The organism is [Mycoplasma] phocae (assembly GCF_003332325.1).
In the GTDB taxonomy this organism is placed as follows: domain Bacteria; phylum Bacillota_I; class Bacilli_A; order Mycoplasmatales; family Metamycoplasmataceae; genus Metamycoplasma; species Metamycoplasma phocae.
In genome coordinates this window covers 540,701-563,550 of sequence record NZ_CP029295.1, presented here as the reverse complement: position 1 = coordinate 563,550, position 22,850 = coordinate 540,701, and the positions used below count along the sequence as shown (strand labels likewise).

Below are 22,850 nucleotides of genomic sequence, written 5' to 3'. Positions count from 1 at the left end.
TTTAAAATGTTTTAGCATATAAAAACATTGTTCATTTCCGAGTATATAAATTGCTTATTCCGTAAAAATTTTAGCAGTGGGTTATTTTGTCTAATTAAAATAGCATAGCTCTAAAGGAAATCAAAATAGTATTATGTTAATATGATTTTAATACTCAAATTTTAATTAAAATCTTTATTATTTTGATATTCTTGAGACCTAATTGCAAATTGCATTTTTATACATTATTACTTTTTCTTTTCAAATAAAGAGAAAAATTAATGTATAAAGACATTAAATAATAAAATTTTATTTAAAATAAAAACTAATTATAATATCCTTTTTTTGTTAGAGAATCTAACATAAAAGGAGACAAGAATATGAAAAAAATTATCGATGTTTCAGAAAGTGATTATTTATCACTTTTTCTTGGTAATCTAATTATTAAAAAAGAGCAAGGAAAAATTACGATTCCAACTAATAATATTGAAACAATTATTTTTGAAAATAGTCGAATGATGATAAGCGTGCCATTAATTAATAAACTAATTGAAGAAAAAGTTAACATTATTTTTTGTGACTATAAGCATTTACCATATGCACACATCTTACCACTTAATGGTTATTTTAACAATAAAGTATTTCTATCACAAATCAAATGAGACGATTATTATAAATCAATAACTTGAAAGCGAACAATTGAACTAAAAATTATCAATTCGCTGAATTTACTAAAATCGCTAAAAATAGACAATCCAAAAGTTCTCGAATTATTGCAAGAATATAGCGAGCAAGTTAAATTATGGGATACCACAAACCGTGAAGGTTTGGCGGCAAAAGTTTATTTTAGGGCAATTTTTTCTGAAGATTTTATTCGTGATAAGGATAATAATGACGACTGAATAAATTTATTTTTAAACTATGGTTATACGGTAATGTTAGCCTATGTTAGTCGTTCAATTGTATCCAAAGGATTTGACAATCGAATTGGCATTTTTCATAAAAGCTTTGACAATGGCTTTTTATTGGCTTCTGATCTTATGGAACCACTTCGCTGTTTTGTAGACAAGATTGTCTATGAAGGAATACAAAAACGTATGCAATTTCAAAAATTTGATTTTCGTGATTTTAAAAAACGGTTATTCGAATTTTTACAGGAACATATTTTAATTAAAGGGAAAGCGATGAAAGTCGTTGATTATATTGATTATGTAGTTAAGGGCATCATTGAAAATGTTGAACTTGAGGATTTAGTCATTGGTTGAGATTCAAAATAGATATATGAGAATTATTATCATGTATGACATTTCGACTGATGACGATAATATTGATCAATATAATAAATTTCGTAATGCTTTATATAAATTAGGATACTATCGAATTCAATATTCTATTTATGTAAAATGCATTGGATCAAATACACAATACCCTTATGAAAAAGAAAAAATTATTAAAGTTATTCCAAAAAAATCAAACGTGAGGATTTTACTTATCACCGAAAAACAATATGGTGACATTGAAATTCTATCCGGCGAAAAATCAATAAATGAACATATAAATGATATAGAAAGGTACATTGAAATATAATGATTTACATTAAGAATTTAAAATTTTTAGAATTAACGGAATTTAATGGTGTAATAGCTATACAAAATGAAAATTCTAATAAATTACTAGCAAGTTTTTTTCAATTTGAAATTGAAAATCAGGATTCAATTTTTAGAATTGAAGGAACTAATGTTTCGATTAGAAATACGATTATTATTGATAATTTAACTAAATTAAGCGATCTATATTCATTTAGCGCTAAAAATATTTTAACCAAAATGATTTTAAATGATGACAAATTAGAATATGGAACTTTTATTAATATCCCATATTTAGTTAAAGAACTTGAAAAAATAAATAATCAAATTGACCCTAATTTTCTTAACCTAAATTTTGATAAAAGTAAATTATTTAAAAACTTACTTGACATTAATCAAGATGCTTTTATCAATAAAGATAATTTAGACAAATGATTAAATAATTATGGGACCGATAGTTCTTCAAAACCTATAATTATTTTAAATAATCTTGATTTTGTTAATTTTCAATATTTAACAAAATACTTAAGCAAATTCTATTTTATTATTTTAACTAATAACATTTTTAAAGTTGCAAATAATTTTGATGAATTAGAACAGTGTGCGATTGTTGAAAGAAACGAAGGAATTTGTATAAATTCTGGTTTAGCAATTCATAACTGAGTTGAGAGTGAACAAAACAGTAGTTTAGAAATTAATGAATCCTTTAACATATTGAAAAATGATGAATTTATTCAAATTAAGCTAAAAAAATATTTAATTTAGTCAAAAAATACTCAATTTTATTGAAAAAATACTAAATTTGACATTTTAGTGCTATGCTATTTTCAAGCAAGATAAAACTATACAAAGAAAAACAATTGACATTGACAAATTTTAGTGCTATGCTATTTTCAAGCAAGATAAAACATTATATCATTTAACATAAACATCACTCAAATTTTAGTGCTATGCTATTTTCAAGCAAGATAAAACTGGTTCTTCCAAAGTATGAGTTTTTAACAAATTTTAGTGCTATGCTATTTTCAAGCAAGATAAAACTTCTTTGCCATCGTCGTTTGTTTTAATTTTATTTTAGTGCTATGCTATTTTCAAGCAAGATAAAACAATTTTTTGAATGATATTTTGTGTATTTGAATTTTAGTGCTATGCTATTTTCAAGCAAGATAAAACCCACGGACGTTATATTATCAATAGAGTTTTATTTTAGTGCTATGCTATTTTCAAGCAAGATAAAACTTGTCCAATTTTAAAAAGAGCTCATTTTCCATTTTAGTGCTATGCTATTTTCAAGCAAGATAAAACTCTTCATCTTTAAAATCAGGGAAGGTACTAATTTTAGTGCTATGCTATTTTCAAGCAAGATAAAACTGGCAAAAAAGGATTTTTTATGTCTTTAAAATTTTAGTGCTATGCTATTTTCAAGCAAGATAAAACAGCAGCCGAAACTAAATCCAAATTTTGATCATTTTAGTGCTATGCTATTTTCAAGCAAGATAAAACTAATTCTGATTTTAGATGGGAAAAAGTTAGATTTTAGTGCTATGCTATTTTCAAGCAAGATAAAACAAGGTTGATTTGCTTCCAGACTTGATCGAAATTTTAGTGCTATGCTATTTTCAAGCAAGATAAAACAGTAATGGTTGAGAGAATGTGGTGGAAAATACATTTTAGTGCTATGCTATTTTCAAGCAAGATAAAACTAGTAATTACAAACTTTATATAAGATATAGATTTTAGTGCTATGCTATTTTCAAGCAAGATAAAACTAACGCTTTGTTAAATCCAACAAATAGTACTATTTTAGTGCTATGCTATTTTCAAGCAAGATAAAACATATGAATTTGAAGGGTATGACCTAATAATATTTTAGTGCTATGCTATTTTCAAGCAAGATAAAACAAATTCTATTAACTTCTTTCCCCATTTTTTAATTTTAGTGCTATGCTATTTTCAAGCAAGATAAAACCAATTTTTCAATTTAATAGCAATCAAAATCTATTTTAGTGCTATGCTATTTTCAAGCAAGATAAAACTCTTCTTCACAAGAGACCACAACTAGTGGCATTTTAGTGCTATGCTATTTTCAAGCAAGATAAAACAATTATCAAAGAATGAATTATCGCATATACATTTTAGTGCTATGCTATTTTCAAGCAAGATAAAACATATTAAAAAAATTTAGTTTTTACATTTCTATTTTAGTGCTATGCTATTTTCAAGCAAGATAAAACTCTAAAATTATTTTCTAAAATAGAATCCACATTTTAGTGCTATGCTATTTTCAAGCAAGATAAAACATTAATACCGCTGTGAATGGAGTTAAATTAATTTTAGTGCTATGCTATTTTCAAGCAAGATAAAACAAGCTTTACGAGTGATGACTAAATAAAATCAATTTTAGTGCTATGCTATTTTCAAGCAAGATAAAACTATTGTTATCGGCTCTTTTAATGCGTTTAATTTTAGTGCTATGCTATTTTCAAGCAAGATAAAACAGAAACTTCACTCAAGCCAAAGATTTGTCTAATTTTAGTGCTATGCTATTTTCAAGCAAGATAAAACTTTGGCAAGATTAAAATTTACAACGTTTATATTTTAGTGCTATGCTATTTTCAAGCAAGATAAAACGAGTTTACTGAGATTATGATGACGGTGGTTATTTTAGTGCTATGCTATTTTCAAGCAAGATAAAACAATTTGTACCACTAAAATCAATATATAAATATTTTAGTGCTATGCTATTTTCAAGCAAGATAAAACATGTTTTAATTTATACACTATAACACTTATATTTTAGTGCTATGCTATTTTCAAGCAAGATAAAACAATAATATTTTAAAAGCTTTTGGCGATAGGATTTTAGTGCTATGCTATTTTCAAGCAAGATAAAACCTATTTGCTGATAAAACTGAAAGCAATAGCGATTTTAGTGCTATGCTATTTTCAAGCAAGATAAAACTTCAATTGAAATATATGTTGTGTCTGAAGAATTTTAGTGCTATGCTATTTTCAAGCAAGATAAAACAATAGTAATAGCGATATCAGCACCAGCGGTATTTTAGTGCTATGCTATTTTCAAGCAAGATAAAACTTATAATGTGATAAATGTGTTAATACTCATTATTTTAGTGCTATGCTATTTTCAAGCAAGATAAAACGTTTAAGATTTGTGTAGTTTGCTTTTCTATATTTTAGTGCTATGCTATTTTCAAGCAAGATAAAACACAAAATTTTAATATAGCTTTGATGAATATATTTTAGTGCTATGCTATTTTCAAGCAAGATAAAACTTTTCTTTTTCGGTAAATTTGCTCATTTTAATTTTAGTGCTATGCTATTTTCAAGCAAGATAAAACAAATAAAACCACGTCGGCGTCTTGTTCAATATTTTAGTGCTATGCTATTTTCAAGCAAGATAAAACAAAAGACGCAAAATAGAACATCGTTTTCTAATTTTAGTGCTATGCTATTTTCAAGCAAGATAAAACTTTAGTGAAGCAGTTGAGTGATCTCCTTTTATTTTAGTGCTATGCTATTTTCAAGCAAGATAAAACATAAATATCCAGACTGAACCAAACCGATAAATTTTAGTGCTATGCTATTTTCAAGCAAGATAAAACAGTTACATTTTTTATATTTATTTTTTGATTATTTTAGTGCTATGCTATTTTCAAGCAAGATAAAACTATTAGTCCTGATAAAATAATCATATTTGCATTTTAGTGCTATGCTATTTTCAAGCAAGATAAAACTTCATTGGATTTTAAATATTTAGTTGAATTATTTTAGTGCTATGCTATTTTCAAGCAAGATAAAACATGAATAGCATTAATAACGAATTTAAACATAATTTTAGTGCTATGCTATTTTCAAGCAAGATAAAACTTCATTGAATTTTAAATATTTAGTTGAATTATTTTAGTGCTATGCTATTTTCAAGCAAGATAAAACATATTTATTAAATGAGTATTCAAAAATTTCATTTTAGTGCTATGCTATTTTCAAGCAAGATAAAACTTTATTGGAAATGTTAAACTCACCTGTAAAATTTTAGTGCTATGCTATTTTCAAGCAAGATAAAACTAAATTCGGAGAAATGGTAGCGGCTTTTTCATTTTAGTGCTATGCTATTTTCAAGCAAGATAAAACTTTTCTTATTTTTACGGACCTATCTTCACAATTTTAGTGCTATGCTATTTTCAAGCAAGATAAAACATTACAACTTTTAAATATTTCATCGCTTCCATTTTAGTGCTATGCTATTTTCAAGCAAGATAAAACGCTTTAAGGTCAGTATTAACGATAAAGTTAATTTTAGTGCTATGCTATTTTCAAGCAAGATAAAACAATGGCAATTTTAATATCGGCGGTTCTGTTATTTTAGCGCTATGCTATAATAACGCATCATAAATAAATTTTTTTGTAGAAGCAAATTAAATGGAACTAGGCATATTTACTAGATATTTTAATTGCAATTTAGTAGCATTGTGAATTTAATGATAGTGTAACTTTAATTCATAATTAAGTTATTTTTAAAAGTAAATAAAAAATACAGCATGCTTTTTTGGCGAATGCTGTATTTAATTTTATCTTTTCGATTTGTCATAAGGTTGACCGACGGCAGCCGGTGCTTTTGAATTCTTCGAACTAAATATTAGAATTAGGATAGTAAATATATATGGAGTAGTACTAATTAATCTTGAGTAGTCTTTGAAGTCGTTGAAGACTCCTTGTCCAGCTCCGATTTGTTGTGAAGTTGAGAAAATAAATGCGAATACAATTGAGAAGACGAAAATCAGTGATGATTTTCATTGGCCCATAATTAAGACAGCTAGTGCCAAGAATCCTATTCCTTCTACCCCTCCGGAGAAGACAGATCCCCTTCATTGGAAGAAGATTCCGCCAGCAATTCCGGCTAATAAACCAGATATAAATACACCTTGTCATTTAAATGAGTTAACATTAATTCCAACGACATCGGCAGCTTGTGGATTTTCTCCAATTGCTTTCATCCTTAGCCCTCATCTTGTTTTATTAAGAACTATTAAAGTTGTAATTCCGATGGCAAGTACTAAAAATAATTTTAACGAAATAACATTTCTAATATCATTTAATGAATTAGATGATAATGCTAATTCTTGGGTTGGACTATTAAACCTGTTGGCACTACCAAAGATTTTTAAGAAAATAATTGATATTGCTGGTGCTAATAAGTTTAGAGCCACACCTGAAATAATATGGTCACCTTTTAATTTGATCGTTACAATACCATGGAGTAGGGCAAATAATCCAGTTGCAGCGGATGCAATAATTAATAGTGGGATTTGCATCCATGGACTTGTGATTTGAAAGATTTGACCAAAAAGTCCGTAGAATGTCGCTCCGACAATCATCATACCTTCGATAGCAATGTTAACAATTCCAACTCGTTCACTAAATAGCCCCGATAATGATGCTATTGAGATGATACAGAAGAAAACAATAGCAGGAACAAATATTCCTAAAAACGTATCCATACTATATAATCTCCATTGTTAATCATTGATTTCTTTGTTTGAAATCTTCCACAAGACTTTCAACATCTTTACTATATTTATTTTTGTATTCAATTTTTTGGCTATTGTATTGTTCTTTTAATGTTTTGCTATCGAAATATCCAATTAAAGCAAGTTGTTCATTAATTGCTCTTTTCTTAATTGAAAGTTCCTTAAATAAAGCGATTTTTTCTTCATGTGTCATATTTCTTTTTGATCCTTTAGCGATAAATGCTTCCTTTAATTGGTTATTTAATTCTTTTCATTTTGGTTTATTATCAATATTTTTTAGTTTTAAGATATTTTGCATTTTTCTATATCTAATGTATAGATAAATTTTAGTCTTTCAATAAGCTTTGTAAATTGCAATTTTTCTGTGAGCTTGACCACTATTAATGTTATTTAAGAAAGTAGTGATAATTGTTACTTCTTTTTCTAAATAGGCAAGATCTTTGTTAATTTTATAGTTTTTATTTTCAACATTTAATTTTTTGAAATATTCTTGTTTGTTAAGTATTTCTAATTCATATTTAGCTTTAATTTGTTTGTAGTATGAATTTGATTTCATTGTTTCACGATTTGAAGACAAATTAATTAATCTTTTCACACTTATTAATTGTTTTTCTAATTCTTTTTTATTCTTTTCATCTAAATTTTTAGACATTAACGCTTTTTCAATTTGATGTTTTTGCATCTTATATTTGTCTAAATATGATGTTGATTTGAAGAATACTTTTGATTTGATCAAAATTGTTAATTTGATAAGCTTTGATATTACTCTAAATTTCGAGAATACTATTGATATTGCTGATAGATAGATAATAATACCAGTAATAATTTGCACAGTTGATTGGTCCAATTTAACATTTAGAGTTTGTAGTGAAGCTGAACCAATAGTAATAAAGCTATAGAAAATTGATGTAAAAATTGATCCAATTGGCGCATTGTGAGCTAGTAACGAGATCGCAATACTGTCGAATCCAATTGCAACAGGACCTGATCCTAAAATCATTTGTTTTTCTTCAAAGACAAATCATAGGAATCCGGCAATTCCAGCAATCATAGCTGAGAAGCTCATTAGGGTAATAATTAACTTCTTTTCATTAGTTCCTGAATATTTAGAAGCATCCTTATTAAAACCAGTCATTTTTATTTTATATCCAATAGTAGTTTTCTTTAGAATGAATCACATTAATACGGCAAAAGCAATTGCTCCAAACATGATAATTAGTGAAAATCACAATGTATCAAGCGACGCGACATTTAGTAAAATTGATTGTCCGTTTAGCGATGCTAATGGATCTTTAAAAGGTAATGATCCAACCGATAGTATTTGTCAACAAATGTAGAATACTATTCAGTTAAGTAAAATAGTGACAACAACTTCATTAATGTTTAAATAAGCTTTTAAAATTCCGGCAATCATTCCTGTTAGAAGTGCAACTATCATTCCCACAATAATTGCAAGAACTAGCACTCCTGGTGTTCTTCCTAAATAGGCGATGACAACAACACTACTAATTCCAGAGGCCATCATTTGCCCAGGGACACCAATATTAAACATCCCTGCCTTAAAGCCGACTCCGACGGCAATCGAAGCAAATATTAGAACGGCTATAGTAATTAAAAACCGATTAATATTTCTTGAGCTTGTTGATCTTTCTATGATTGTATAGAAAAATTGAATTGGATTTACTCTTAGAAAAAGTAGGAATATTGACGCAATTACAATACCGATTAAAATGGCTCAAAGTGAATTAAAAACTTTTCTTCTTGAACTAACGCTATCTTCATTTAATAAAAAGTTTTTAAATTTTGTTCATGGTGTTACTTTACTCATTGCTTATTCCTGCCATTAATTTACCGATTTCGGTTCTGGTAATATTTTTAATTGATTTTTTCTCGGAAATTTTACCTTTGTTAATAACAATAACTGAATCGGCTAATGCTAGCACTTCATCAAGTTCATATGATATTAATAAAATTGTTTTTCCTTGTGCTTTTTCTTCTAAAATTTTGTTATGAATTATATTAATAGCCCCAACATCAAGACCACGAGTTGGTTGAACTATTAAAATAAAATCATGTTTGGTTAACATTTCCCGGCCAACAATTGCTTTTTGCTGGTTACCACCAGAAAGTGAACGGGCTTTTGAATGTCCATGTCGACAACCTCTAACATCATATTTTTCTTCAATTTCGTTGAAAAATTTTTTCATATTTTTAGCATTAATTACCAGTGATTTTTCGATGTTTTTATCATCTAAACGTCTAATAATTGAATTTTCTAAAATTGAGAAATCAAGAACAAGTCCGTATTTATGTCTGTCACCAGGAATGTATGAAATACCCTTATTTTTTTTCTTTGAAACTGAGAAATTGGTAATATCAATTGGTTGATTTTTATCATCATAGATGAAAACTTTACCACTTTTTGGTTTGATGATTCCTGAAGTTACAAATTCAATTTCTTCTTGACCATTTCCTTCAACTCCAGCCACGGCTAGAATTTCACCTTTACGAATAGTGAATGAAACATTGTCAATGTTCTTATTGTGTTTTGCAGTGACATTTCTAAATTCAAAACCAATGTCTTCTGAAGTAATTTCAGCATTGTTTTTTGGCATAACAACTTTTTTTCCAACCATTGCCTCTGATAGTTCGGAGATTGAAGCATTTTCTAAATCTTCAAAATGTCCAACCACTTCACCGTGTCTGATAACAGTGGCTTCATCGGCAATAGCTTTAACTTCATTTAATTTATGAGAAATAAAGATAATTGTTTTACCACTTTCTCTAAAAATTTTCATGGTTTCAATCAAACCAGTAATTTCTTGTGGTGTTAGCACTGCAGTTGGTTCGTCAAAAATTAGAATTTCAGCATCACGATAAAGCATCTTCATAATTTCGACTTTTTGTTGTGTTCCGACAGTTGCGTTCCCTGTTTTTTGTTTTAAATCAAAATCAAGATTATATTTTTTTTGAATAGCTTCAATTTTTAATTTAGCAGTTTTTTTGTCCAAAAACCCGTAATTTTCAATTTCACTTCCTAAAATAATGTTGTCAAGATTTGTATAAGCATTAACTAGTTTAAAATGTTGATGTACCATTCCAATTCCGATTTCATTTGCTAAATTCGGATTTTTAATGTACATGCTATGACCATTAATTTTAATCGAACCACTAGTTGGAGTATATAGTCCAAAAAGAATTGACATTAAAGTACTCTTGCCAGCTCCATTTTCCCCAATTAAGGCATGAATGGATCCTTTTTTAATATTAATACTTATATCCTTATTAGCAACTATGTCTCCAAATACTTTTGTGACATTAATAAATTGAATGGCATATTCGGGATTTTTTTGTTTGTTCATAATATACCTTATTTGAAATTTCTTATTATATACAAATTATAAAAATAAAAAATTACTTAACTAAAAGCATTTTTTATTTTATAGTTTAAGCATTTATTTCAGCAATTAAGGCGTTTAAAACTCCCTCATTAACTTCTTTAACGGTTTTTCCTTCAGGGGCTACATCAACCATTTCTTTAATTCCTAGTAAAGCACTTGCATTATCTTTTTGTGCTTTTGGTACAATACTTTCAAATTTATTTTTAGCTTCTTGTAGAGAAGTGGTTGCAAATTCTTTATCATTTCCTTCTTTTGTAGTTGGAGATAATGAAACAAAACCATCTCAGTACCCTAATTTTACGCCTTCAATCTTTTTAGTTGTGTTGAAATTAGAAATAATATCAGAATTTGCTTTTTGAATAAATAAATCAGTTAGCACACGGTAAATTGTTGCTCCAATTCTTTTTTCAATTGAAGTAAAAAATAATTTTCTTTTGTCTTCCGAGAAGGTCATAGATTGATCGGTATCAACACCAATAATTGATTGATCAGTATTTCTACTTGTAATTGATTGTTCAACTGTATTAGTAAATGGTCCTGCTACTGGAAGAATAATTGCGGGATTGCCATTTGTAGTAATGTTTTGAACAAGAGTAACTTTTGATGTATCTTGAGTACTAAAGTTGGTATCGGTAACAATAGGCTTAGATGTAATTAAAGCCTTTTTACCATTATTACCTTGCTCACTATTAAAGTGTTTAATTCCACCAAGGAATCCTGTAATAAAGTCGGTAACTCCTTTTCCTGGGTGTCCACCAAAAGTAGCAATTCCTCTTTTTGCACGATCAGATGCATCAGGATATTTTTTAGCTAGAAAATCAGCAGCTGCATATCCTGCGATTCATCCAGATTCTTCAGTTTTGTAATTTAAGGTAATAATTTTGCCTTTTAATTTTTCTTGTTGTTCTGGTGTTAATTTATCTAAGATTCAGTCGACACCAACAACAACAGCATTTGAATTTGCTAAGGCATCCAAATTTCTTCCGTTTGCATTTAATAGTCAGTTTTTGAATAAGTAACTATGTTGAAATCCAGTTAGTACTCAAACATTTTTTTGTCCACTAATAAGTTCATCGTATGATTTGGTAACAGCAGCATCATCAGCTGGTTCAATATATGAACTTGTGTTATTTTTAGTTTGAACTGAGTGTTGAGAAATTGCTTCTCAAACAGATTGATTAAATGATAAATCATTTACTTTTCCACCAGCAGTTAGAAGAACAATATCTAATTTCTTTGTTGTATTAGCTTCTATAGCTGCTTGTACTTCAGCATCCTTCGTTTTTACTAATTCTCTAATATTAGCAGCATCAGTTTTTGCATAACTACCACTTGTATCAGTTCCACCAAAACCACATGAAGCGGCAATTGGTGCTATTGCCATAACTGAAATTACCATACCTAAAATCAGTTTTCTATTTTTTTTCATAATTTTCCTTTCATTTTCAATTATTTTAACGATTTAAAACGATAAATAGTTGTATAAAAATTATAATACAAACTACATACCAATTATTAAAATATCTCATTAAAAAAACAATATAAAAAAATGAGTAAAACAAAATAAAACCTTATTTTTACAAAAAATTTGAATAAATTAATGATTTTTTTGATAAAAATTATCTTGTTTTTTTGCTCAATTTAAAGAGATGAAAATTTGAATTATTGAACTAAAAAAATGGCAAATTATTGAAGTCATATTTTTTTTAAGTATAGTTAGTTTTTTTATGTCAAATTTTTGCAGATTTTACAAGGAATGTAGTGAGTTTTTTGTTTTTAACAAGTAAATTAGGTTAAATAATTTAAGACACTCCAAGATAAAGAGAGTTTTTCATTTAAAAAAATTTTTAACAACCGAAAAACTAAAGTACTACAAATTAATTTCGAAAAATTGATTTGAAATAGCTTTAATTCAGTTTATTTATTAATAATGAATATTGCTATGAATAATAAAGATATTATTGTATTAATGTTTATGTTAGATATGAAAATAGAAGACCTTTTAGGAAAGTATAATTGTCGGCAATTAATGTATGCTAAAAGGATATTCATTAGAAAATATTGATTTTATAAAATACGACAATTCAAATTTCAAAATAATATGTACTAAAAAGTAAATACATAATATTTTTTTATTTAAATTTATTAATTTAAAAGATTAAATGGTAATTTAAATAGTTATTTTTTAATAAAACGGTCGAAACTTAAATACATTATCATTATTTTTATGTACAATTATTGCAAATGAAAAAGACAAAATATTTAATTTTATCTACCATACTATTAACACCATTAACCGCAGTTGCGTGCGTAAATGTTAAGAGTACTGACAAAAAACCTCCAAGAAGTCAACTATTTCTAAAAAAAGTTGTAGATAAATCAAAAGATAAGGTTATTGATGTTGTTGAAAAATCGAATCAACATGACAATCCAAAAGAAAACAAAGGAGAACAAAAGTCTACTACTAATTCTAATGATCAATCACAAATAAACAATGAAAATAATAAAGAAACAAATCAAAATATTTCTGATAAAAATTTAAATTCAATAAAAACTAAAAATCCACAAATTCTTAAACCTGAAAACCAAACAGACAAAAAAGATGACGAGATTAATTCACCTGAAAAGCAAACATTACCAAATAATGTCGAAAAAAATGATATTACTCCAGAACAGGAATCTAATAATACTGAAGAAGTTATACCACCAACTATTATTGACCAAAATAAAAATGATGCTAGTGAAAATAATGAATCCAATTCTTCAAAAAATGATAATAAAATTCATGATTTAGACTTATCAAAGTTGCACAATAACACTAATATTATTGAATCTCTTAAATATAAAGTGGCAGAAACACTTTGAGTAGCCGGAGTTAATGTTGATGTTCAAAAATTCAAATCTTGAGATGACCCCGAAGTTGAAAAATTTGAATATCCTTTAAAAGGATCAGAAAAAGAAGGGTGATATGATATTAACAAAGAATTTAAGGGTGGAGATTTAACTCTTTGTTCTGCAGTAGTTGCTGCTAATATGATACATTGATGAATAGATTATAATAAAGAATATGTAGATAGATATATTAAAGAATATCCGGAAAATGCCACTATTAAGGCTGGCGAGATAGTTAAAAAATTACAAACAATTAAAGTTAATTATCCAGATGCGGATATGTATTATGATAAAAGTCGTATTTTTGAATATTTCAAAGGTTTATTTGCTAATCGCGCAGTTTGACCAGATAAACTTATTGATATGTTTATAAATGGTTATAAATACAGTTCAGAAAAATATTTAAATAGTGATTCACAATATTCTCCAAATGCTACTCGCGGATTTTTAAAGGATGTTTTTGGAAAACAAAGATTAACCGATATGGTTTCGCCCGGAAGTTTAGATCATTTATCGAATATAATAAGAAAATGAATTAACGAAGATAGGGCATTAGCAGTATCTTATGGAACAGGAAGAGGCGCTGGACACATCGTCAATATTTGAGGAGCAGATTTTGATAAAAATGGTAAAGTATTAGCTGTTTATATTAGCGACTCAGATAATAGAGATGATACAATGATTGGAAGTGATGGCATCCGTCAAAGAGTTGGTATGACTAGACTTCCGATTGATTACTCTTCAGGATATGCTAAACTAAACGCATATAAAAAACCTGGGTTAGGAGTAAATATTTGAAATATATACTCAATACAAAATGGCAAGCAAATTTGAAAATCTTTTTTTGATGCTAAGGATAAAGAAACATTAAAATAATTTAAGTTAGGTTACATAATTTAGACACTTCAAGATAAGAAGTGTTTTTATGTTAAAACAATTTGCACTAAATGAAAAACTAAAATATTGCAAATCAACTGCGAAAAGCGAGTTTTAAATCTCTTTAATTCAGTTCATTATTAATAACGAACATCAACAAAAAAATATAGATATAATTGCGCAATACGCAAGTCATATACGAAGGTAAAAAAAATCTAAAAAAACATAACTATAATCAATTGGTGTTAATCAAAGGATACTAATTGAAAAATAAAGACAAAAATTTTTTTACAAATTTACATCGATAAAATGTTGATTTTATAGAATACAACAATTTAGATTGCGAGATAATATATGGCGAAATCAGTAAATACATAAAGCACTCTAATTTAGAGAGAATACAAAAAAATAAATTATAAAATCTTGTACTATGTTTTCGCATAATATGAGCTGAGTGTTTAAATTATTTCACCTAAATTAAATATTTCAAAAAAAGTTTGAATATTCTTCACTTTTTTAGGAATTTTTTATAAATGATTGGCTTATTTTTTCATAAACAAAATAGTTAATAAATTTCGCATTTTTACAATATTTTTTAGTGATTTATGCAATAATTTTAATTACAAAGGATGTAAAATTGTTAAACTATATTTTAATTGATCTTCATACTCATTCTAGCGATTCTGGTAAAACTGGTAGCAATATTAGTGGTGAATCTGATTTAGAAAAACTAGAAATTTTAGTTAAACACAATGTCAAAGTCGCTTGTTTTTCCGATCATGACAAATTTTATTTGAAAAACTATCAAAAGCGCTTAGAAATTATTAAAAAATACCACTTAGATTTAGTTTTATTTCCCGGGATTGAAATTGATTTAAAACGTATTGATCACCGGGTGGGTCAAGCCGTTTTTGTTTTTAATCCTGATGATGATTTAGTGGCAATTCAAAATCTTTTTAGTGGTCCAAAAACTCGGTATAGTTATGCAGAAATTATTGCGAAATTAGCAGATTTTGATTTTATGGTTTTTCCGCATGCTGGTAAAGGTAAAGATAATATGCTTGTTGATGATTTGGGAAATTTCCAAGTTGATGCTTTGGATATAACTGATGAGAATCACGCAAATGTTAAAAAAATTTTAGCAAAGAGGGCAATTCCGTTAGTCACTTTTAGTGATACTCACACATGAAAAAAATATCCACAGTTCTCAAAAAAACAAACATATGTCCAGTCTGAAGTTAATTTTTCAGCGATTAAAAGAGCCATTCAGGAAAACAAAATTATTATTGAGTAGTATTCAGCGATGAAAGGAGTAAATATGCTTAAGGAATTAAAATTTAAAGTTAACGATAAAATTATTGAACTACCATTTGGTCAAGTTAATATTATTGTTGGTCCCAAGGGTAGTGGTAAAAGTACATTACTAAATTTAATTGGCCAAGCAATCATGAATAAATACATCTATAAAGATGGTTCAAAATGATTAAAAGAAGATGCAAATTTAGAACTTATAAGTGTCAACATTGATGGTTCGGAAAAACTAGCCGCAGATTTCACGTTTTATCATGAAAAAGAATTGGCAAAAACAAAAAATTGACTCGAAGAATTACAAAATGATTTGCCAGGTTATATTTCGCAAGATGACTCGCGAAAAAAGTCACTAGATGAATCAAATGATGTGAAAAAATTTAAAAAAGAAAAAATCGAAGCATTTGCTAGTGATTTTGTCAGTGACCAAGATCACGGGCTTGAGATTTTTAAAAAATTACGAAAATTACTAAAAGAATATTATCTTCAAGCGGAAAAGAATATTAATCCTCAGGTGATTTTCAAAAAAGAAAGTACTAATTTAGAAAAAAGTAAATCAATTATTGACGTTGAATATACAAATCATGATGTTAAACAAACAATAAAAGGAATTGCGGATAATATCGAAAAAATTTTAAACGATTTTAAAACCCTTGATAATAAAATTAGAACTAATAAAAATCAAATTAAAAACGAGATGAAAAATAGCGATGTTATGAAAAGCTTTTTTGATTTATTGGCAATTGAAGAAATTTTTGAACTCGAAAACCAGTTTCTTGCACAAAAAGATGCATTAGTTGATAAGTATAAAAGTCTTCAAAAAATTAATATTAAAGGACTACAAACGTTTGACATTTTCAAAAATGCTTACGATAGTCAAAAAAAGCAATATAAGGCAAAAATGTCATCTGATCTAAAGTTAGAAGAAGAATGAAAAATTTTATTAAAATATTTTAAAGATATGGGTGCTAAATTAGCAGAATTAAAACAACAGTATGATTCTATTATTAATGAAGAAATTATTTTCAATTGGACAAAAACTGAAGATATTTCTAATGATAGAAATTCACTAAGATGTGAACTTCACCAAATCGTTATGGATGATGATGAAAAAATCACGTTTTTAAATAACTATATAGGTTCGGAAAATAAACGGCAAACAATTAGAGATCTCATTCGCACTGAAGATAAACTCGATAAAACTAGTTCAAATGAATATCTTGAGAAAAAAGTTATTATTCCATTAATTGAAAATCATGTTGAAATTTATGCTGGTAAGAAAAGATATCAAGACATGTCACTTGGCGAAAAAAGTTTATTTGGGATTAATTATGTTTTGGATAACATTCAAAACTATAGAAATAATGCTGACTATTTATTACTTGATCAAATTGAAGATAATCTTGATAATAAAACCATCACCGAAAACATTTTACCGCTGCTTTTAACCAAGAAACAAGAGGGGCAACAAATGTTTATCGTTACTCATAATTCGAACATCGGCACACTACTTGAAGGGCAAGTGATTATAGCAAATATTTTTGATGAAATTGCTGAAAATAAATTCCGTTTAGAAAACATTATTATTAATAATGACACCGAAGAGACTGGAGAATCCCTTTATTTAGAAGGTGGGATTAAATCGCTAAAAAAACGGAGTGAAATTATTGCCAAAAAAATTAGTGATAATCATATGGAGGAAAAATAACATGACAATAACAATCAATTATGAAACTAAATCTGATCAAAGCCGTTTTATTAATATTTCAATGTTGACAACAACTAAAAAAACCAATAGTCTAAAAATAAATTTAGATAAAAGTGCTGAATCTGATTGAAATCGTGAAAAGATTAACACTTTTCTTGTGAATATCGTTGCTGAAAATGATAGTTCAGAAATTATAGTTGAAATTACCGATCAGGCCAATCAAAACCGTCAACAAGTCAAAGAAATCGAATTTATTGTGCAATTGTTCGAAACTTTTGCTAAACAATATAATGAGATGATTAAAAAATAGGCAAATATATTACCAAGAAATGATGCGAAATTATTCGCACTTTTTGTTATTTTTTTGCTTAACTATTGATTTATCAAAGTGACTAAATAATTAAAACTTACTAATTTGTTCAAAATGTTTAAAAATAAATTAAATAATTTTATTAAAAGTTTCTGAAATTAATCTTACTCATCCTAATCAATTTTTAGATTTTTTGAAATTTTTTATAATATACATAATAAACATATTAATCATTTGAAAGCTTTTGAATTTTATTAAAATTATTTCAGTATAAAATATTTGAAAAATTATTAAATTCCGTCAAAATCGCACTAAATTTAAGCTTTTATTTACTATATTGTTCTATATATATAGCCATATATATTATAATTGTTAAATAAAACATGCAAAAGGATTAACTGTGAAAAAGAAAAATTTCAAATGATGAATTGCTTTACCAGCGGCTGTTGCAATTCTTCCCTTAATCGCAGCTTCATGCGAAAAAAAAGATAATAGTGGCAACGGGGGAAGCGGTCAAGATATGAATAAAAAACTTGATCAACTTGATAATGGTATGAATGGTAATGGTCAAGACAATCGTGATTTTACCAAAACATATGCAAAAACTGATATAGCTAAAATTAGACCTATAGCACAGAAAAAGGATGCTGAGATTAAACAAGCAATAGAATCTGGAAATACAAAAAAATTAGATATAGTTCTTCTAATTGCCGGTGAAAAATTAATCGATTTATCATTCAATCAATCAGTTTGAGAGGCAATATCTCAACACTCAATTCAAACTAAAAATATAACAAGTTCATATCTTGAACCATTTGATGATGCTGCCGTTACGAAATCATATGATGAACTCATTAGTGGACCAAAAAATGTTTGAGTACTAACTGGATTTAAACACAGTTACTTATTCAAAAAATGATTACTAAATGGAAATGGAAGAAATTTAGATGCCTTAGCAAATTCAAATGCCGTTGTTGTTGGTGTTGACTGAATTCTAGATGGATTAACACCAGAACAACAAGAAAAATTAAAAGGCAAAATTATTACCTTAAATTATAAAATTGAAGAAGCAGCCTGAATCGCAGGATATGCTGCTGCTGATTTTCTAGCTAAAAAATACCCTAATGCAGCTGATCGTGAAAAAAGAGGAATTGCTACTTTTGGTGGACACCCGAGAAAAGAAGTTACCAACTTTATTACAGGATTTCTTGGTGGAATTAAAAACTTTAATAACGAACCGAATAATAAAGATAAAAAGGCTTTAATCACCTCTAATCCTATCGTTATCGATACCAACTTTAATACTGAAAATCCAGCGAAGATTAATATTGTTCAAAACATTACCAAAAATGGCAATCCCGCAATTATTCTTCCTGTAGCAGGACCATTTATTACTGTTGTTGCAAAAGAAATTATAAGTTCTAAAACTGCACAATCAATTATTGGTGTTGACAATGACCAATCAAAGAACTTTCCGAGACAGGAATCCTTATTCTTTACATCAATCGAAAAAAGAATTGGTGCAACTATTTATCGGGTTTTAACTGATTTATTTACCAAAAAACAAGATTCAGACATTATTTCTGATTTCAACAAAACAAAAAAAATAGAAAATGTTAGATTAGGATATTGAGATGAATTCGTTTCATTATCAGATTCGACAAAAACAGACAATGATAAAACATTGGCCGGTCAATCTATTGTCAATGCTATAGAAATGTTTAAAAAAATTGTTTCTCAAGAAAATAAGGCTAATGCTGTTAAATTGCTTGGAATTAAGGAAATGGTTGAAGTAGCCCCTGAAGGAAAAACCGTTAAAGAAGTTAATGGGGAAATTTTAAACGCTTTAATTAAAGAAATAAATGCTTAAAATATGGAATAAAAGATGCTTGTAAAAGTAAGTTAAATTAATAATTTAGACACTCCAAGAAAATAAGGAGTGTTTTTATGTTAAAATAATTTCATTTAATAAAAAACTAAAATACTGTAAATTAATTGCAAAAAGTGGATTTAAAATTGCTTTAATTCAGTTTATTATTGATAACAAATAATGTAAAAATATAAAATATTATTGTACCAATGTGTAGGTTACATACAAAAGAAAGTTATTGCAAAAATGATGCTTGCATATAATTCTAATATTATAAATTTAAAATTAAACTCAAGAAAATCACCAAAAGATAAATCAGGCCGTCCAATAATTAAAAATTTGAGAATTTAAATAAAGAAGAAATTAATTTTATTTTTGGATCCTTATTGATTCGCTAAAGGCAAGTGGCTTACACAAAAACAAATAAATGAAATTATTCATAAAAAATTAGAGAGAAAAGAAAGAAAAAACAAAATCTAAAAGGGTAAAGTAATATTCAAATCGAATCAGTTGCTAAATATTTACTAGTTAGAAGAACTAATATTTATCATCGATATGTTTGTGAGAAAAAAAAATTCACACAAATTATGTAAATACATAGTATGAATTTTTATATTGTAATTAATTTATGTGACATGTCTATTAATTAATCCACTAATATTATTTCAAAAAATGAATTACTTTATTTTTACTCATTTTGTGGCGTCAAGTTAAAAAAACGCAATTCATTCATGATTGCGTTTAATTTTTTAAATAAATTTAGCGTTCTCTTCTTTATATCATGGATCTTTTTTGTTAATATGATCAATGAATAGCGTGCCTTGTAAATGATCAAATTCATGTTGCATTACAATAGCGGGGTAACCCGAAACATCATAAATTTTTTCTTTTTTCTCCAAATATGAATAAGCCTTAATTAAAACACGTGAATATCGATAAATATATCCCTCTTGATTTGGATGATTTTCGTTAACGCTCAAACATCCTTCACCTTCAGAAATGGCAATTTTGTGTTCGGAATGTCCGATCATAACTGGATTAATTAGAGCGTCTTTAAATAAATATTTTTCTTTATCATCTTTGATCATAATATAAAAAATATTTTTTAAAATTCCATATTGAACTGCCGCCACACCAACAGCTGGGCGAAACTTAGTGTTTCTTTTTTGACTATCATCGACATGGAAAATCATTTTTTCAATTAAATCAATATTCTCTTGTGATAAAGGCAATTCCACATTTTGAGATTTTTTTCTTAACACTTGTTCTGGTAATTGAACTAATTTAACGTCTTCAAATTTAAACATAGTATTATTATATAAATTTAACTAAAAATTCCAATAAATTTATAAATTTATATTTTTATACATTGAAAGATATATAGTATAATAGAATTTATTAAAATAATTACGGAGAATAACTAAGAATGGATATACCGCTCACAACAAATGATATAAAAACTGTCCAGGGTCACCTATGAGAATATATTGTTTATTCAATTTTATTATTATTTTTACTAATTTGCAGTGGAATTTTTTCAGCTTGCGAAACAGCTTATACAGCCTTAAATCGCGCTAAAATTAATACATTAATTGAAAAAAATGTTCGTGGAGCTAAATTAATAGAGAAACAGCATAATTTTTTTAACCGTACACTTGGAACGGTTCTGATTGCCAATAACCTTGTTAATATTTCAGCTTCAACATTACTAGTATATGTACTATCTTTAACAACACTAAATTCTGGAATTGCAACAATTATTTCAACTTTAGTAATGACACCAATTATTGTATTTTTAGCTGAAATAATTCCAAAATTGATAGCAAAAGCTCATCCTGAAAAAACAATTAGATCTTTTTATTGATTTATTGAAATGCTATATTGATTATTTTTCCCTATCACCTTCCCAATTTCAAAAATTGGTAAAAAAATTTATATCACGAATACTGAAGAAGAAGTAAAAAATTTAATTAATATCGCTCAAAATGAGGGAGTTCTTGATACAAATGAATCAGCAATGGCACAAAATGTGCTTGATTTAGATTCAACGAAAGTATTACAACACTATATTAAATTAAAAAATGTTGATTATATATCGTCTAAAGCAACAATGTCCGAAGCATTAGAGATGTTTAAGAAAACCAACTATTCGAGAATACCGGTTGAAAAAAATGGTAATTTGATTGGAATTTTACTTTTAAAAGATATTTTCTTTTTGAAACGTGGAAATATTATGAATTATGTTAAAATGGTGCCAACTCTTTCTGCTAATTCAATTCTTTCGGTGGCTTTAGAAAAACTAAGACAATCGCGTGCTCAAATGGCTTTTGTAACTGAAAATAACAATAGTGGAAATGTTATTGGAATAATCACTGTTGAAGATATTTTAGAAGAAGTCGTTGGAGAGATTTATGACGAATATGACGATGATGAACAAATTTATGAAATAAGTTTAGAACGTTGTGAAGCTAAAGGCACAGTAATAATGAAAACATTATGAAAACAACTTGAATTTGAAAAAATTCTAGGCTATGAATTAGATGAAAATGAAAAAAATCTTTCACTATCTAACTGACTTGAATTGCAAATTAATCGTCCACTACGTAAAAATAGTAAATTTACTTTTAAAGAAAAACTATATTTCAAGGTTTTAGAAAAAAAATCTAAAGAAAAAAAATATGATTATATCGAAATTGATTGAAGTTAATTCAATTGATTTTTTTATCAAAATAAATTTTATTTTATATATTTTTAATTATCGGTTAAGCTATTTAACAACTATTAATTAATTAGATGCTAATTTATCTATTAAATTGATTTTATAATATAATAGTTATGTTAAATTTTTAACAAAGGCGAGACTCCTTGACCTAAACTGGTCCAAATGTCCAAAAGGAGAGTATTTAATAATGTCAAATTATGAAATTATGATTCTAGTTGATCCTACTGCTAAAGAAGAAGATTTTACTTCTTTAGTGTTTAGCGTTTTAAATGAAAAAAATGCTAAAATGGAAAAATTAGAACGCAGCGAATTAGCTTATCCTATTAAAAAAATGTCACGTGCAACATATTATTTAATTTCTGTAAAAGCAGAACCACATTTAATTGCTGAATTAACTAGAAAATTAAACATTAGCAAAATTATCTTAAGAAACTTAATTATTAATTTAGATTCTGAAAGAGGATTAAAACCTAAAAAAGTTAAAAAAGTTTATGGTAAGAAACCAGCTTTTGCTAATAACCGTGATGGAAAAAGAACTTTTCCAAAACCACAAAATAAAGATAACACTGAAACAAGACAAGGTAATAACGAAACCAGAGGCGAAAGAAAACCTAAACCAAGACTTGAAAAAATCAAATAATTAAAGGAG

At 27.3% G+C, this 22,850-nt stretch carries 15 protein-coding genes and 1 CRISPR repeat array; of the genes, 10 read left to right on the top strand and 5 right to left on the bottom strand.

The window, feature by feature from the left end; translation table 4 throughout:
* Positions 1-359: 359 nt before the first annotated feature.
* The 3 genes from cas1 to DA803_RS06430 are packed head-to-tail and all read left to right on the top strand — an operon-like array spanning position 360 to position 2,330.
* Positions 360-1,256 (top strand): type II CRISPR-associated endonuclease Cas1, encoded by an 897-nt coding sequence (gene cas1, locus DA803_RS02270; RefSeq protein ID WP_114191008.1) that lies wholly within the window; start codon positions 360-362, stop codon positions 1,254-1,256.
* 19 nt (positions 1,257-1,275) lie between these two features.
* The gene (gene cas2 / locus DA803_RS02265; protein WP_277869725.1) at positions 1,276-1,566 is read left to right on the top strand and encodes a CRISPR-associated endonuclease Cas2; all 291 of its coding nucleotides are present in this window, start codon (positions 1,276-1,278) and stop codon (positions 1,564-1,566) included.
* Positions 1,566-2,330, top strand: a complete 765-nt coding sequence (locus DA803_RS06430; RefSeq protein ID WP_114191006.1) for a hypothetical protein — start codon at positions 1,566-1,568, stop codon at positions 2,328-2,330. Before cas2 ends, DA803_RS06430 begins: the two co-directional genes overlap by 1 nt.
* A 42-nt stretch (positions 2,331-2,372) precedes the next feature.
* A CRISPR array of direct repeats spans positions 2,373-5,915; the repeat unit is 36 nt; unit sequence ATTTTAGTGCTATGCTATTTTCAAGCAAGATAAAAC.
* Positions 5,916-6,154: 239 nt separating this feature from the next.
* Here DA803_RS06430 and DA803_RS02255 read toward each other — a convergent pair.
* From DA803_RS02255 to DA803_RS02240, 4 genes are all read right to left on the bottom strand, one after another.
* Positions 6,155-7,084 (bottom strand): ABC transporter permease, encoded by a 930-nt coding sequence (locus DA803_RS02255; RefSeq protein ID WP_114191005.1) that lies wholly within the window; start codon positions 7,082-7,084, stop codon positions 6,155-6,157.
* Between the two features lies 1 nt (position 7,085).
* A complete protein-coding gene (locus tag DA803_RS06425) occupies positions 7,086-8,942 on the bottom strand; it encodes an ABC transporter permease (RefSeq protein WP_114191004.1) in 1,857 nt (618 codons plus the stop codon).
* On the bottom strand, positions 8,935-10,476 hold the full coding sequence (locus DA803_RS02245) for an ABC transporter ATP-binding protein (RefSeq protein ID WP_114191003.1): 1,542 nt from the start codon (positions 10,474-10,476) through the stop codon (positions 8,935-8,937). The genes DA803_RS06425 and DA803_RS02245 overlap by 8 nt, the downstream gene beginning before the upstream one ends.
* A gap of 85 nt (positions 10,477-10,561) precedes the next feature.
* Positions 10,562-11,944: a BMP family ABC transporter substrate-binding protein gene (locus tag DA803_RS02240; protein WP_114191002.1), complete on the bottom strand. Its 1,383-nt coding sequence runs from the start codon at positions 11,942-11,944 to the stop codon at positions 10,562-10,564.
* Positions 11,945-12,759: 815 nt separating this feature from the next.
* On the opposite strand from DA803_RS02240, the gene DA803_RS02235 reads away from it, so the two are divergent.
* From DA803_RS02235 to DA803_RS06410, 5 genes are all read left to right on the top strand, one after another.
* Complete coding sequence (locus tag DA803_RS02235; RefSeq protein WP_114191001.1) at positions 12,760-14,283, top strand: IdeS/Mac family cysteine endopeptidase; 1,524 nt, start codon at positions 12,760-12,762, stop codon at positions 14,281-14,283.
* Positions 14,284-14,920: 637 nt separating this feature from the next.
* On the top strand, positions 14,921-15,577 hold the full coding sequence (locus DA803_RS02230; RefSeq protein ID WP_277869724.1) for a hypothetical protein: 657 nt from the start codon (positions 14,921-14,923) through the stop codon (positions 15,575-15,577).
* Between the two features lie 24 nt (positions 15,578-15,601).
* The gene (locus DA803_RS06420; RefSeq protein WP_170120268.1) at positions 15,602-17,299 is read left to right on the top strand and encodes a hypothetical protein; all 1,698 of its coding nucleotides are present in this window, start codon (positions 15,602-15,604) and stop codon (positions 17,297-17,299) included.
* A gap of 1 nt (position 17,300) precedes the next feature.
* A complete protein-coding gene (locus DA803_RS06415; protein WP_114190999.1) occupies positions 17,301-17,609 on the top strand; it encodes a hypothetical protein in 309 nt (102 codons plus the stop codon).
* 400 nt (positions 17,610-18,009) lie between these two features.
* A complete protein-coding gene (locus DA803_RS06410) occupies positions 18,010-19,479 on the top strand; it encodes a BMP family ABC transporter substrate-binding protein (protein ID WP_114190998.1) in 1,470 nt (489 codons plus the stop codon).
* A gap of 749 nt (positions 19,480-20,228) precedes the next feature.
* Here DA803_RS06410 and def read toward each other — a convergent pair.
* Entirely contained in the window at positions 20,229-20,786 is a 558-nt protein-coding gene (def, locus tag DA803_RS02210; RefSeq protein WP_114190997.1) for a peptide deformylase, read from the bottom strand.
* Positions 20,787-20,905: 119 nt separating this feature from the next.
* On the opposite strand from def, the gene DA803_RS06405 reads away from it, so the two are divergent.
* Positions 20,906-22,186, top strand: a complete 1,281-nt coding sequence (locus DA803_RS06405) for a hemolysin family protein (protein WP_114190996.1) — start codon at positions 20,906-20,908, stop codon at positions 22,184-22,186.
* A gap of 202 nt (positions 22,187-22,388) precedes the next feature.
* Positions 22,389-22,841, top strand: a complete 453-nt coding sequence (gene rpsF / locus DA803_RS02200; protein ID WP_114190995.1) for a 30S ribosomal protein S6 — start codon at positions 22,389-22,391, stop codon at positions 22,839-22,841.
* Positions 22,842-22,850: the final 9 nt, after the last annotated feature.